We start from the raw sequence: 13,806 nt of genomic DNA, 5'->3' as shown, positions 1-13,806 counted from the left end.
GCCGGCCATGGGTCGGCGGTTAACCTCATTGGGGGATTCTATGCGCACCCGTATTCTCACCATGCTTGCCGCCGCCACCGTCGCGGTTGCAGCACCGACCACTGCTTCGGCAGCAACCATCATCGGCGGCTTCCAGGCCGGCCTCGCCAACGTGACCGCGGACACTGCCGGCATCGGCGCTGGCACCACCTTCACCAGCGGCGGTTCGGTTGTTCTGGGTTCCTATGGCGACCTGTCGACGCTCGGCCTGTTCACCGCCTTCACCACCTCGTCGGTCAAGGCTGCCCTGAACTCCACCGCATCGTTCACTGCGAGCTTCGGTGTGTTCTCGGGCGTCGTCACCAGCGTGACGACCGGCCTGAACACCGTGTCGCTCTACACGCTCGGCACCTTCACGCCGACCGGCGCGTTCTCGGGCTACACCGCGGGCGCCGCTTCGGTGATCTTCACCTTCAACCAGGCCGGTGGCGCGGGCAATGGCGTGTCGGGCAGCTTCAGCCTCGCCTCGCCGCCGAGCCCGGTTGCTGAGCCCGCCACCTGGGGCATGATGATCGCTGGTGCCGGCCTCGCCGGTGCTGCGCTGCGTCGTCGCCGCAGCGTCGCCAAGGTCGCTGCCGCCTAAGGCGTCAGACCTGGATCAGGGAAAGGGCGGTGCCGGCAGCGGCGCCGCCCTTTTTCTTTGTCCGCATGCCACGGCCTCTTACGGCCGGGGGGAGGACGGGGACCCGCAATCGAAGTGCCGCTCCACGACCGTGCAGCGCGCGACGGTCGCCTCCAGGCGCCGGACGATGGCGTCGAGCCCGGCGTGCAGATCATGGGTAGGCGCGCACAGGAAGATGTCCACGCACGCGGTGCCATGTTCGGGCCAGGTGTGGATCGAGATGTGCGATTCCGCCAGCAGCGCCACCCCGGTGACCCCCATGCCCTCGCCAAAGCCGTGCAGGCGAACTTCGAGCAGCGTGGCGCCCGCCGCCGCTGCCGCCGCGACCAGGCACGCCTCGACATGCGCGATGTCGGCGAGCCGCGTGGCATCGCGCAGATCGGCGATGAGATGCTGGCCGCTCACAACAGGCTTTCGTGGCGATGGCCGAGCAGGGCCATCGCGTCCTCGGCGGCGCGCACGCCCTGATAGTGCGCTTCCTCGAACAGCGACAGGCCGCTGATGTCCGAATGTGCCAGGAACAAGGGCGGGGCAGGGCGGTGGGCCGCGCCGCGACCCAGGAACCCCGGCGTCGGGCGTACCATGGCATGGCCCCAGCGCCACAGCTCGATGCGCCGGATGGCGCCTTCCAGCTCCGGATGCATCGCCAGCAGATCGTCGCGCACCATGCGCTTCCAGTCCTCCGCCGGTCGCTCGACCAGCAGGCGGCGAGCGATTCCGGGCGGCATGTCCGACAGCGGTAGGTACCAGGTGAGCACGGTGCCTTGCGGATGCGCCTCGGGCGCCTGGTGGGTCGCCACGACATAGCCGAGCGCATTGCTGGTGCTCGATACATTGTCCCAGGCGAGCGGCACGCCCCGCCCCCCGGGCAGGCGGTCGACGGTGGCATTGGCGACCAGCCAGGGGGCGTAGCTGCATGCCCCCGCCGTGCCGACCGCAGGGCAGACGCGGGCAGCGACGAAATGCGGCATGGCAAGGATGGCGGCGCGTGCGCGCGTCCGCACCGTGGTCCCGGCCGCCACGTCGAAGCTGTCGACCAGCACCGCCCTACCGTCCTGTGCGACATGGTGGACGATGCGGCCACGCGCGATCCGATCGGGGAAGAAGCCGGCCAGCCCGCGCGCGAGCCGGGCATTGCCTTCGGGCCAGGTCAGTTCGTTGTCGCCGGCGCCGTCGACGGTCCAGCCGCGCCGTCCGGCAAAGTAATGGACGCCTGCCCAGGCGGAGACCTCGTGCGGCTCGGTGCCGTAATCGTCGCGCATCGCATAGCGGACATGCGCGCGCAGCACCGGCGAGCGCCAGCCTTGCCGGTCGAGCCAGCTGGCGAAATCGACCGCATCCAGCGCGACCAGATCGGCATCGCGCGAGCTATAGGCGATCGGCACCGTGAAGGCCGGACGACCGTCGCTGCCGACCCGCGCCGAATAGGCGGCCATGGCCTGCTCGAACGCGGCGAGATCGGCACGGTCCTGGGGGCTGAGGCCGGTGCGGGGGACCAGTCCTTCCTGCCAGCGGCCCTGCCAGAACAGCCGCTCCTGCAGATCGGCACAGAGCTGTTCGGGATCGTACACCGGCACGCCGTCGCGCTCGCCGATCAGGATGCCGAGCTGCCGGAGCAGGTGGCGCACGGCGCCGGCCTCACGGTTGGGCACCGGCAGATAATGCGCGCCCAGCGGATAGGCGGATACCGCGTTGCGGCCGCCCCGCGCATTGCCGCCTACCTCGTCCTCCAGCTCCAGCAGGCGGAAGCGGGGGAAGCCCGCATCGTGCAGCCGCCATCCCGCGGAGAGCCCGGCGATACCGCCCCCGGCGATCACCAGGTCTACCGCCTCGAAACGGCTGGGGGCGGGGAAGCCGCCGTCGCGCAGCCGGTGTCCGCGCGCGAGATCGGCACCGCCCAGCGTGCCTGGCGGGAGCGGGTCCGCACGATCGAGCGCGGCGGCGAGGCCGGCGCCCGCCACGGCCACCGCCCCCGCGCCGAGCCCGAGCAAGGTCCGCCGATCAGCCTTCATAGCGGCTCCAGGCATCGGCGAATTCGCGGACCAGCACCTGGTTGTCGAGCCGGTTCACCGGCGTGGGGCGGCGGGCCATGTCCGGCGGCCAGTCGAACAGCGTGCGATCGCCGGCCGGCGTGAGGAAGCGCCCGCCCGCGGGGATGCGCGCCTGGTCCGGGAGCGGTCGGTCGGCGGCGAGCACGAAGCCCCATTCGCCGAAGCTCGGGACATAGACATGATATCCGCGCGTCCGGAGGCCGGCGGCCTCCAGCGTGGTCGCCACCGTCCAATAGGCCATCGGCGCGACCAGCGGGGAGGTGCTCTGCACCACCATGGCGCCGCGGGGCGCCATCAGCCGGCGCACCGCGCGGTAGAAGGTTTCGGTGTAGAGCTTGCCCACCGAGTAATCGACGGGATCGGGGAAATCGACGATGATCGCGTCGAACGATCCGGCGCGCGTCGAGGCCGCCTCGCGCGCCCAGCGAAAGCCGTCGGCGTTGATCACGGTGATGCGGCGATCGGTCAGCGCGCCCTTGTTCAGCGCGGTCAGCATCGCCGTCCTGGAGAACAAGGCGGTCATCTCGTCGTCGAGATCGACCAGCGTCAGCTGTCGTACCTCCGGATGTCGCAGCACCTCGCGCGCGGCCAGGCCGTCGCCGCCGCCCAGGATCAGCACGTTGCGCGGGTTCGCCACCCGCCCCAGCACCGGCTGCACCAGCGCCTCGTGGTAGCGATACTCGTCGCGCGAGGAAAATTGGAGGTTGCCGTTGAGATAGAGCCGCAGATCGTCTTCGCGGCGGGTCAGCACGATGCGCTGGTACTTGGTGCTGGCCGCATAGATCACCGGTTCGCCGTAGCTGGCCACCTCGGCCCAGCGCTGGAGCCGGTCCGATGCGACGAAACCGGCAGCGAGCGCCAACAGAACGATCGTGGCGGAAATGGTTTCGCTGCGATAGCGGTTCGCCCGCGGCAGCGCGAGCAGCACCGCCAGCGCCACCCCGGCGTTGAGAATGCCGAACAGGAAGCCGGTGCGGATCATGCCGAGGTGCGGCATCAGCAGCAGCGGGAACAACAGGCTGGCGACCAGCGCGCCGACATAGTCGAAGGTCAGCACGTTCGACACCGTCTCGCGGAAGTCGAATCCGCGCAGGATGCGGATCAGCAGCGGGATCTCGAGCCCGACGAGGAAGCCGATGCCGAGCACCAGCCCGTACAGCGCCACCCGGAAATGCTCGACCAGCGGGAACAGCACGAACAGCGCCGCCGCCGAGGCGCCGCCCAGCACCGCGATCAGCAGCTCGACGCGGATGAACAGCCGCAGTTCGTCGCGGGTCACATAGCGCGAGCACCAGCTGCCAAGCCCCATCGCGAACAGATAGGTGCCGATGACGGTGGAGAATTGGGTGACGCTGTCGCCGAGCAGATAGCTGGCCAGCGTGCTGGCGAGCAGTTCGTAGATCAGTCCGCAGGTGGAGACGACGAAGGCAGAGGCAAGCAGCGCGGCAGCGGGTGCCGACGCGCGGGTCTTGGGGCCGGCGGCGTCGCCTTCAGCCATGGATGGCGGCGGCGACGATGATCGCGAGCCCGATCGCGACCGCGCCGGAGAAGATGGCGACGGCGACATTCTGCTTGTCGCGGATCTCTTCCCACAGCTTGCCCGGCGTCAGCAGGTCGAGCACGACGAAGCCGATCACGAAGACGAGGATGCCGACCACGGCATAGAGCAGCGTCGCGAGCAGCGCCGGAAGGGTAGTGACCATGAAGCGTCCTCCTATTTGTGGTTCGGGCCGTAATAGCCGCCATGCCCGCCATGACCGCCGCTGCCGCCATAGGCATAGCTGGTGCGGCTGCGGCCCCCCTCGGCAAAGGGCGACCAGCCATAGACCGCCGCGAGCAGGAACAGCCCCAGCACGACGATCGACCAGAGCGCGTAGAGAAAGCTGCGGGTGTCCATCAATCGTCTCCGTCCCCGGACGCTGCCGGTGCGAAATCGCTCTGCTCCTTGCGCGCCTTCTCGAACCGGAGGTGGAGCATCAGCCCGACGAACCAGGGAAACGCGATCAGGAGCAGCGCGAGCAGGAAGTTGCCGGCGTACAGCGTGCCCGTGCCCAGTTCGACCACGATCTGCGGCGCATTGGTCGGCTCCATCCAGCCGCCGTCGGGATAGGCTGTGTCGTTCTGGCTCCAGCGGTTGCCCTTGTACTCGACGATCAGGTCATAGTCGCCGGCCGGCACGCCTGCGATCGAGACGTCGGAATCGCGCGAACCCTCGGTCCAGGGACCGTCCGAATCCACCCCCTCGTAGCGCTCGGCGGCGCCCGACGCGGCATAGACCTGCTGGTTGCGGCGATCGACCAGGCTGTAGTCGAGATCGACCCAGCCATTTTCCAGCCGCGGGACGGTGGTGCGCACGCGCACCCGCTGCCAGCGACTAACCAGATGCACGGGACCGATCGTGGCGCTCTGCTCGCGGCCGTCGACCGCAACCGGCAGGGCCTCGGAGGCAAGCCAGCGCGTGCCGCTCAGCAGGAGCGAGACGAGCAGCAGGAAGGCAAGCGCGATGCCGCCGATCTTCGCGCCCTTGCCGAGCCACGCGCCCCAGGGGGAGGGCTGGTGCGGCAGGGGCGGCCAGACCCTGGCCGCAGGGGTGACGCCGAATGCGGCGACCACGTCGCGTTCGGGCAGCCACTGGTTGATCGTCCAGCTGATCTCGCGATCATTGGCCTCGCGCGACAGCATGAAGCCGGGCCGGACCCAGTCGCCCGTCTTCACCGTCTCGCCCACCGTCACGCGCCAGTAGAATTCGCCGACGACCCGGTCGACCTGGGCATCCCCGCGGAAGAAGCGCGTGTAGCTCTGCCCGTCGAGCGCATAGGTGCTGAAGGTCTGCATCGTCGGCACGCGCGTCAGCATCGTGCCGAAGCTCCAGCCGCCCCGCGCGTTCACCAGCCAGCGATAGCCGTGATAGGGATTGAACAGCAGATACTCGTCCCAGCGATACGCGCCGTTCTGCGAGCGCTGGAGATAGCCGATCGCCTCCCACTCCACGTCGAACAGCGTGCCCCGCGTGCCGAGCGGGATCTCCGGATAGGCAAGCGCCGTCTGCGCCTGGGTGACCAGTTTCACCAGCCCGTCGGTGGCATCGAGGATCGAGCCGCAATATTGGCAGCCGACATGCACGGTATAGCCGGCCGCGCGCAGTTCCACCGTGCCGCCGCAATTGGGGCAGGCGAGCGCGCGTATCGCGGGTGCTGGGGGCGGGGAGAGCGGCGCTTCAGCCTGCATAACCGGGCAGGCTCCATCCTTCGATCGCGCGCAGACCGCGCGGCGCCAGATCGGCGAGCGTCACATAGCGGCCATGATAGAAACTCACCGTGCTGCCGTCGCGCTGGAGGCTGGCGCATTCCCCGTCCGACCCGCGCAGATCGACATTGTAGACCCGCCAGCCGCTCGGCGCGGTGAAGGGCAGCTCCCCCTCGGCGGTGATGCACAGCGCCTCGCGCGCGTCGGCGAGGACGAGCTTGCGGCCGAACAGCTCCACCTTGTGGCCGATCTGGGCGGGCTCGCCCTTGGCGATCGCCCGCAGCGTCTTCGAGCGCACTTCGCTGAAGGGATGCTCGCGCAGCAGCATGAACTGGCCCATCGCCTCGCCCAGCCAGGCGGTGCTGGCGTCGTCGAACAACAGCAGCCATTCGTTCCAGGCGCCATCGCTCCAGCTCCAGCGGACCCGGCCGATCACCTCGAAACCGCCGCCATCGGCAGTGCCGCGCATGCCGATCCGCACCGGGCTGACGTCGAAGGGAAGGGCCGCGGCGATGCCGAGCTGCGCCACGCCGTCGTCGCTGCGGACGAGCATCGTGTGGCAGGCATCGCATACCCGGTTGGGCAGCGCGGGCGAGCGGAACACGACGTCCGCGCCGCAATGGGGGCAGGGCAGGTGCAGGCGCATCGATCGATCAGCGAATGCGGCCGAGCAGTTCGGACTTCTTGGCGTCGAACTCCTGCTGGGTGATCGCGCCGAGGGTGAGCAGCCGATGGAGCTTCTCGATCTGCGCGACCGGATCCTCCCCGGCCGCGGGCGGGGCGCCGGCGGCTTCCTGGCCCAGCGCGATCCCCGCGGCAAACCCCATGCCCCCGGCCGCCGCGCCGCCGGGCTGGGCTGCCGCCGCTTCGATCGCCTCGGCGCGCTGGAAGCGGGCATAGCGATCGAGATCGCCGACCACGCGCATCGCGCCCGCCTTGTCGATGGCCGCCTGCACCGCCTCCGGCAGCGACAGGCTTTCGATGTAGAAGCTGGTGCAGGCGAGGCCCCATTGCGCGAACGCCGGGTCGATCGCCGCCTTGAGCGCGTCGGACAGCGCGGCCTGGTTGGCGGCGAGGTCGACAAAGGCGATGTCGCCGGTGCCGAGCGCGGCTGCGATCGCGGTAGCGATGGCGGCACGAAGCTGCGGTTCGATCTCGGCGACGGTCAGGCGCTCGAGCGATCCCATCATCTTCACGGCGAACGCCGGCACCTGCTCGATGCGGAAGCTGTAGCTGCCGAACGCGCGGACCCGGATCGCGCCGAATTCGGGATCGCGCACGGTGATCGGCTGGGCCGTTCCCCATTTCAGGCCGGTTTGCTCCTTCTGGCTGAAGAAACACACATCGGCCTTGAACGGCGAGGCAAAGCCCTTGTCCCAGTGCATCAGCGCGGTGAGCACGGGCAGGGTGCCGGTTTCCAGCGTGTGGAGCCCGGGGTGGAAGGCATCGGCCAGCTGGCCCTCCCGATAGAAGAAGGCGACCTGGCCGTCGCGCACGGTCAGCTGCGCGCCGTTCTGGATCTCGCGGCCCTGCATCGGGTGGCGCGCGGCGAGCGTACCCGGCGTATCGACCCAATCAATGACGTCGACCAACTGCTTCGACAGAAACCCGAATAGCCCCATGAATCCACTCCCCGACGCAACGCTATAGCTGCGGTGCGGGCTGCGCCACAAGAATCGGGGCGGATGGCGCCGGCCGAGGTCGAGCGAGCAGTGAATTGGTAAGGCATGTGGCGTGGCCCGTGCCATGTTCCAGTTCCCGGCGGACGATCGGCCTGGCGTGAACGCAGGAATCCGCCACGATTCTGGCAGTGATCAGCATAATGGTCAGGCGCTATGGTCAAGCCAATTTCTCCATGATACGCCGTCCATCAGACAAGAGCAGGGAGAGGACGATGCGGCACGGAGCGCAGGCATGGTTGGCGGCGACGGTGATGGTCGTGGCGGTTGCGCCGCCGGCCTTGGCGCAGCCGGACGGGCGGCGGGTGACCGCGCTGAGCGAAGGCTGGCGCTTCCATCTCGGCGATCTGGCGGACGATGCGGCGGCCGAGCGCTATGACGATTCCGGCTGGAAACCGGTGCAGGTGCCGCACAGCTGGAACCGCGTCGGCTATTACCGGCCCGATCCCGCCAGCCATCTCCACCGCGCGGACACGGTCGACAAGACCCAGGGGCGCGGCTGGTATCGACTCCACTTCCAGGCACCGGCGACGGCGGGCAAGCGCGTCTGGCTGGAGTTCGACGCCGCCAGCCGCATCGCCAGCATCTGGCTGAACGGGCGCAAGATCGGCGACCATGCCGGCCCCTTCTCGCGCTTCCGGCTGGACGTGAGCGACGCGGTGAAGCCGGGTGCCGACAATGTGCTGGTGGTGCGCGTCGACAATAGCCCGCCGGCGGAGGGCGGTGCGACCGCCGACGTGCTCCCCCTCACCGGTGATTTCTTCGTTCATGGCGGCCTCTATCGGCCGGTCCGCCTGATCGTCGCCAATCCGGTGCATCTCGACCTCGCGGATTTCGGTGGACCGGGCGTATATGCCGCCACCACCAGCGCGACGGCGGCGCGGGCGTCGGTCTCGGTGCGGGCGCGCGTCGCCAACGATGCGGCCGGCGCGGCATCGGTGCGGGTGACCGCGCGCCTCGTCGACGCCCGCGGTCGCGTCGCGGCGACGGCGCAGCGCACGCTGTCGCTCGCCGGCGGCGCCAGGGGCGAAGCGGCGGCCGTGCTCGACGTGGCGAAGCCGCACCGCTGGCAGGGCGTCGAGGATCCCTATCTCTACACGCTGCAGGTGGAAGTGGCCGATGGCCGGGGCAGGCTACTCGACCGGCTCCGCCAGCCCTTCGGCATCCGCACGATCACCGTTGATCCGGACAAGGGCCTGTTCCTCAACGGCAGGCATGTGGCGCTGCACGGCGTCGGCTATCACCAGGATCGCGAGGGCAAGGGCTGGGCGATCTCGGCGGAGGACGTGGCGCAGGATCTGGCGATCATGCGCGAGATGGGGGTGAACGCCATCCGCCTGACGCATTACCAGCATGGCCAGACGATCCACGATCTTGCCGATCGCCAAGGCCTGCTGGTGTGGGACGAGATTCCGCTGGTCTCTGCCTGGACGCGGCGCGGCGAGCGTGAACCGCGTGCCGCGCTGGTCGCCAATGCCCGGCAGCAGCTGCAGGAACTGATCCGCCAGAACGGCAACCACCCCTCGGTCATCAACTGGGGCATCGCCAACGAAGTCGATTTCGGCAATTCCTTCCCGCTGTTCCTCACCGGCTTCGCAGACGGCAAGGCGCCGGATCCGATGCCGCTGCTGCACCAGTTGCAGGCGCTCGCGAAAGCCGAGGATCCCGGCCGCCCGACCGCGCTCGCCACCTGCTGCGAAGGGCGGCTGTTCGACGCCGGGGTGGAAATCCCCACCACCGCGGAAGCGGCGGATCTGGGCGGGGCCAATCGCTATTTCGGATGGTATTTCGGCGTCCCGGGCGATCTCGGCCCGCAACTCGACGCGCTGCACGCGAAGCGCCCGCGCCAGCCCTTGTCCGTCACCGAATATGGCGCCGGTGCCGCCACCACCATCCATACCGACGACGTGCTGGGCGGCCCGGTCGATTCGCGCGGCGTCAACCAGCCGGAGGAATATGCCAGCCATATCCATGAGGCGGCGTGGAAGACGCTGAAGGCGCGGCCCTATCTATGGGGAACCTGGCTGTGGAACAGCTTCGACTTCGCCACGACGATCCGTGCCGAGGGGGATGCGCAGGATATCAACACCAAGGGGCTCGTCACCTATGACCGGCGGATCCGCAAGGATCCCTATTATTTCTACAAGGCGAACTGGACGGCCACCCCGACCGTGCACATCAACGGCCGGCGCTACACCGCGCGTGCCTATCGGGTGACCGATGTCCGCGTGTACAGCAACGCGCCCACGACCGAGCTGATCGTCAATGGGCGCTCGATCGGCAGCCGCAGCACCTGCCCCGATCGGGTCTGTGTCTGGGAGAAGGTTGCGCTCGCGCCCGGAAGCAATGTCGTGGTCGCGCGCGGCCGCTTCGCCTCCGGTCCGGTCGAGGACAAGGTTGCGTGGGATCTTGCCGCCGATGCTGCCCGGGCCGTCCGGATCGACGCCGGTGCGCTCGTCGCGGCAGCGGCCTCCACCCGATTCGGCTCGGACAGCTTCTTCGAGGGGGGCTTGGCCGGCACGCTCAACAAGCCGGCGGACTATGGCAAGCCGGCCGTCCAGACGCCGATCGGCAACACCGGGGATCCGGCCGTCGTCGCTACCTTCCGTGAAGGAAGCTTCGGCTATCGGGTTCCGCTGCGCCCCGGTCGCTACCGCGTGCGGCTGACCTTCGTGGAACCGGCGCTGGCGCAGGGCGGGCGGGTCTTCGATGTCGTGGCGAACGGGCAGCCGATCGTCCAGGCGCTGGATGTGGCGGGCGCGGCCGGCGGCGCGGCCATCGCCGTGCAGCGGGAGGCGGTGGTTGCCGTGGCCGGGGACACGCTCGACCTCCGCTTCGTGCCGAAGGTGGGCAAGGCGATCGTATCGGCCGTGGAGATCCTGCCGGAGTAAGGCGGGGGGCGTGACGTCCAGGGGGAGGGGGCCGCGGCGATGGGTTCTCCTGCGCGCAATATCGTATAAGGGCGCGGGATGGCCCGGCTGCTTCTGTTCAACAAGCCCTTCGGGGTGCTGTCGCAATTCACCGATCGCGGATCGCCGACGGCGCGGTCGACCTTGTCGGACTTCATCGCGGTCAAGGGCGTCTATCCCGCCGGCAGGCTCGATCGGGACAGCGAGGGCCTGCTGCTGCTGTGCGACGACGGGCGGCTGCAGGCGCGCATCGCGAACCCGCGCTTCAAGATGCCGAAGACCTATCTCGTGCAGGTCGAGGGCGATCCGCAGGCGCCGGAACTGGAGCGCCTGCGGCAGGGAGTCCTGCTCAACGACGGCATGACCCTGCCTGCCGAGGTCGCCCGGATCGACGCGCCGGATCTTTGGCTGCGCGATCCGCCGATCCGCCAGCGCAAGTCCGTCCCGGACAGCTGGCTGAAAATCACCCTCCGCGAAGGGCGCAACCGGCAGGTGCGCCGGATGACGGCGGCGGTCGGGTTGCCCACCCTGCGGCTGGTCCGCTGGTCGATCGGCGACTGGTCCGTCGCCGGCATCGCCCCGGGCGCGTTCGCGGAGGTCTCCAGCCCTGGCAAGGATTCTGCATTCCGATGAATTATCGCCATTCCTTTCATGCCGGCAACAGCGCCGACGTCGTGAAGCACAGCCTGCTGATCGCGCTTGTCCGGGCCTTGCAGCAGAAGCCCAGTGCGTTGACCCTGATCGACACCCATGCCGGTTGCGGGCTCTACGATCTCGGCGGCGAGCAGGCCCAGCGCACGGGCGAGGCCGCGCACGGCGTGCTGCGTGCCTTCGCCGACCCGAATCCCCTGCTGGACGACTATCGCGCCGCCATACAAACGGTGAATGCCGGACCAAACCCCCGCCTCTATCCCGGCTCGCCGGGGTTCCTGGCGCAGTTGCTACGCCCGCAGGACTTGCTGATCCTCAACGAAAAGCATCCCGAGGACGCCGTTGCCCTGCGCGGCGCCATGCGCGGCACGCCTGCCGCCGTACACGAGCGCGATGCGTACGAGCTCTGGCTGGCGATGCTGCCGAGCCGAACGCCGCGCGGTGTGGTGGTGGTCGATCCGCCGTATGAGCAGACCGACGAACGAGCCCGTATCACCGACACCCTCGCGGCAGCGCACCGTAAATGGGCCCATGGCGTAACGTTGATCTGGTATCCGCTGAAAGACCGCACGACGCACCAGCAGTGGAAGAACAAGCTGCGCAGGCTTAGTATCCCGAAATTCCTTTCGGTGGAGCATTGGCTCTACGATGCCGATCAGCCCGGCATCTATAACGGCGCGGGACTCTTCATCGTCAATCCGCCCTATGCCTTCATGCAGCAGCTGCCGCCTATACTGGAGGCACTCCGCGCCGCACTGGCGCCGGAAGGGCATCGGGGCGAGATCACAGCCCGATGGCTGGAGGGTTGAATATGTGCCTGATCGGGCATCCGGTCCGCTAGGTCCATCCCTGACGCGGGCCGGCGTGCAGGGGATGGCGAAGACCCCGGCTTCAAGCCCCTACTATGGACAGCAGCTCTCCGATCAGGTCATCTGTGTTGGGTTCGCCGCCCGGGCGTGGAAACTGGTCACCACCCGGTGGCGCAGCACCGCCATCGCTACCGCGGCGAGGTCATCGGTGGCGATGGCGAAGCGCCCGTCGAGCAGCGCTTGCGCCTTGGCTGCGAGCACCAGCCCCAGGATGCCGCGCGGCGAAGCGTCGAGCGCCACGGTGCGACTGATCGCGGCGGTCACATGGTCGCTGCTCGGCTGGGTGGCCATCACCAGGCGCATCGCATGGGCCTTGGCAACCTCTGTCACCGGGCGTAGCTTTAACCGTTCGCCGCTGGTCGAGCGGTCGATAATCCCGTGATTTTCGGGCGCTCTCCGATAGATGACGAGCAGCTTTAACAGGAAGCGGTCGTGCTGCGCCTCGGAGAGCGGATAGGTGCCTTCGTGGTCGACCGGGTTTTGCCTCGCCATCACGCAGAACGTCTCGGGCATGCGGATGGTGCGCTGGGCCACCGTCGTCCAGCGTTCCTGCATACCCTCGAGCAGCGCGGAATGGGTTTTGAGCGTGGCGTGGTCGATCTCGTCGACCAGCACGAGGTTGGAGACGATCGGCCCTCCCTGAAAGCGCAGGACATGGCCGCCGCCCTCCGCCACGGTCGGCGTACACCGCACGTGACATCCGCATCTTTGCACGCCAGCTAGGCCCGAAGCCGTGCTTCGCGCCCGTCCGCAGTCCGCAGTCGAAGGGCATTTCGAAAGCCTACGTCCACACCCTCACCCTTGTGCCAATGACCAGCATCGACGCGCTGCTTCAATGTGGCAGGCCGACCGCGGGCGACATCGCCAAGCCCCCCTTAGGCGAGGTCATGCACCCATTTCTGGCCAACGCCATTCTGACGGCGAGCCTTGCCTCGACCCCCGAGTCGGTCCGCCGCGATCTTTCATCGGCGGACGAGGGGAGGCGGGAAAAAGCTGAAGACCTTGTTGTTGAGCGTATTATTTCGGCCCTCTATGATCGAGACGACCAGCTCGACGTGGTTCGTTGATCCCACCTTATGTCGTTCTGCTGTCCTAGCTTTGGCTAGGGTTTGTGCTTTGGGGTCTTGCTAAAAGTGGCCTGCGTGACAGTCTGAATTTGGGACGAAGCCGACGTAAATGGCTCCCTACTTGGATGGCGGCTTTCGGAGAGAGCAGGCGCTCCAGCCTTGCACGAATGCCATCGGCGATTGACTGACGGTGGGCCGGTTTCGGACTGTCCGGTCTTGAGCGCCGAGTTTAACTGAGCCAAATCAACTTTCGGCACTGATTGTCAGGAAGCAATGCGGCAGGGGACACCCCGTTAAGGCATCGGCTTTACGACACCCTTTTGACATGCCATTCGCCTCTTTACATCGATCTCTTGGGGAAGGGCGGGATAAAAAGGGACGCATATCGCCAACAGCTGATCGCGATTTCGTCGGGGGAAATCTCAGCACGCACCGGAACCGCGTCATGAGCGAAGCAGGCCGCAGGGACGAACTCGGCGATGAGTTTCGGGAGAAAGCCGACAAGCAGCGGCAGCAATTCGTGAACTGGGTCGCGATCGCCAGCGCTGGCGGCATCGCGTTGATCGTGGGCTTCGCTCAGCAAAATCAGGCGGCGATCTACATCCTGCGACCTTCGCTTGTAGCATGGCTAGAGCGGATTTCGACCGAGCTGAATCGTCGAGGGATTCCCAAA

The 13,806-nt window shown here is 67.9% G+C and carries 15 protein-coding genes; 6 read left to right on the top strand and 9 right to left on the bottom strand.

What is annotated here, in order from left to right; all coding sequences use genetic code 11:
* Nucleotides 1-40: 40 nt before the first annotated feature.
* A complete protein-coding gene (locus KK7_RS21450; RefSeq protein ID WP_010543250.1) occupies nt 41-622 on the top strand; it encodes a PEPxxWA-CTERM sorting domain-containing protein in 582 nt (193 codons plus the stop codon).
* A gap of 78 nt (nt 623-700) precedes the next feature.
* Here KK7_RS21450 and speD read toward each other — a convergent pair whose 3' ends face one another.
* The 8 genes from speD to KK7_RS0103405 are packed head-to-tail and all read right to left on the bottom strand — an operon-like array spanning nt 701 to nt 7,580.
* Nucleotides 701-1,066 carry an adenosylmethionine decarboxylase gene (gene speD / locus KK7_RS23220; RefSeq protein WP_010543249.1) on the bottom strand — a complete coding sequence of 122 codons (366 nt, stop codon included), beginning with the start codon at nt 1,064-1,066 and terminating at the stop codon, nt 701-703.
* Nucleotides 1,063-2,673, bottom strand: coding sequence for a flavin monoamine oxidase family protein (locus tag KK7_RS23215; RefSeq protein ID WP_010543248.1), 1,611 nt, complete (start codon nt 2,671-2,673; stop codon nt 1,063-1,065). The genes speD and KK7_RS23215 overlap by 4 nt, the downstream gene beginning before the upstream one ends.
* Entirely contained in the window at nt 2,663-4,210 is a 1,548-nt protein-coding gene (locus KK7_RS0103430; protein WP_010543247.1) for a polyamine aminopropyltransferase, read from the bottom strand. Before KK7_RS0103430 ends, KK7_RS23215 begins: the two co-directional genes overlap by 11 nt.
* Complete coding sequence (locus KK7_RS0103425; protein ID WP_010543246.1) at nt 4,203-4,415, bottom strand: DUF350 domain-containing protein; 213 nt, start codon at nt 4,413-4,415, stop codon at nt 4,203-4,205. The genes KK7_RS0103430 and KK7_RS0103425 overlap by 8 nt, the downstream gene beginning before the upstream one ends.
* Nucleotides 4,416-4,426: 11 nt before the next feature.
* Nucleotides 4,427-4,609: a hypothetical protein gene (locus tag KK7_RS20030; RefSeq protein WP_010543245.1), complete on the bottom strand. Its 183-nt coding sequence runs from the start codon at nt 4,607-4,609 to the stop codon at nt 4,427-4,429.
* A complete protein-coding gene (locus KK7_RS0103415; protein ID WP_010543244.1) occupies nt 4,609-5,940 on the bottom strand; it encodes a DUF4178 domain-containing protein in 1,332 nt (443 codons plus the stop codon). Before KK7_RS0103415 ends, KK7_RS20030 begins: the two co-directional genes overlap by 1 nt.
* Complete coding sequence (locus tag KK7_RS0103410) at nt 5,930-6,604, bottom strand: DUF4178 domain-containing protein (RefSeq protein WP_010543243.1); 675 nt, start codon at nt 6,602-6,604, stop codon at nt 5,930-5,932. The genes KK7_RS0103415 and KK7_RS0103410 overlap by 11 nt, the downstream gene beginning before the upstream one ends.
* Nucleotides 6,605-6,611: 7 nt before the next feature.
* The gene (locus tag KK7_RS0103405; RefSeq protein WP_010543242.1) at nt 6,612-7,580 is read right to left on the bottom strand and encodes an SPFH domain-containing protein; all 969 of its coding nucleotides are present in this window, start codon (nt 7,578-7,580) and stop codon (nt 6,612-6,614) included.
* 272 nt (nt 7,581-7,852) lie between these two features.
* Here KK7_RS0103405 and KK7_RS0103400 point away from each other — a divergent pair, with 272 nt between their 5' ends.
* The 3 genes from KK7_RS0103400 to KK7_RS0103390 all read left to right on the top strand — a co-directional run bounded on the left by KK7_RS0103400 (nt 7,853) and on the right by KK7_RS0103390 (nt 12,006).
* Nucleotides 7,853-10,528, top strand: a complete 2,676-nt coding sequence (locus KK7_RS0103400; protein WP_040597526.1) for a glycoside hydrolase family 2 TIM barrel-domain containing protein — start codon at nt 7,853-7,855, stop codon at nt 10,526-10,528.
* Between the two features lie 78 nt (nt 10,529-10,606).
* The gene (locus KK7_RS0103395; protein WP_010543240.1) at nt 10,607-11,179 is read left to right on the top strand and encodes a pseudouridine synthase; all 573 of its coding nucleotides are present in this window, start codon (nt 10,607-10,609) and stop codon (nt 11,177-11,179) included.
* Nucleotides 11,176-12,006 carry a 23S rRNA (adenine(2030)-N(6))-methyltransferase RlmJ gene (locus KK7_RS0103390; RefSeq protein ID WP_010543239.1) on the top strand — a complete coding sequence of 277 codons (831 nt, stop codon included), beginning with the start codon at nt 11,176-11,178 and terminating at the stop codon, nt 12,004-12,006. The genes KK7_RS0103395 and KK7_RS0103390 overlap by 4 nt, the downstream gene beginning before the upstream one ends.
* A gap of 114 nt (nt 12,007-12,120) precedes the next feature.
* Here KK7_RS0103390 and KK7_RS20025 read toward each other — a convergent pair whose 3' ends face one another.
* A complete protein-coding gene (locus KK7_RS20025; RefSeq protein ID WP_237709126.1) occupies nt 12,121-12,681 on the bottom strand; it encodes an AAA family ATPase in 561 nt (186 codons plus the stop codon).
* Between the two features lie 194 nt (nt 12,682-12,875).
* Between KK7_RS20025 and KK7_RS0103380 the strand changes: the two genes are divergently transcribed.
* Together KK7_RS0103380 and KK7_RS20020 are read left to right on the top strand one after the other, a co-directional pair.
* Complete coding sequence (locus tag KK7_RS0103380; protein WP_010543237.1) at nt 12,876-13,133, top strand: hypothetical protein; 258 nt, start codon at nt 12,876-12,878, stop codon at nt 13,131-13,133.
* A gap of 445 nt (nt 13,134-13,578) precedes the next feature.
* The coding region (locus KK7_RS20020; RefSeq protein WP_010543236.1) for a hypothetical protein at nt 13,579-13,806 on the top strand (228 nt) is incomplete at its 3' end.

The organism is Sphingomonas elodea ATCC 31461 (assembly GCF_000226955.1).
GTDB classification, from domain to species: domain Bacteria; phylum Pseudomonadota; class Alphaproteobacteria; order Sphingomonadales; family Sphingomonadaceae; genus Sphingomonas; species Sphingomonas elodea.
Note: the sequence above shows the minus strand (reverse complement) of the source record. Positions and strands in the feature narration are given on the sequence as shown.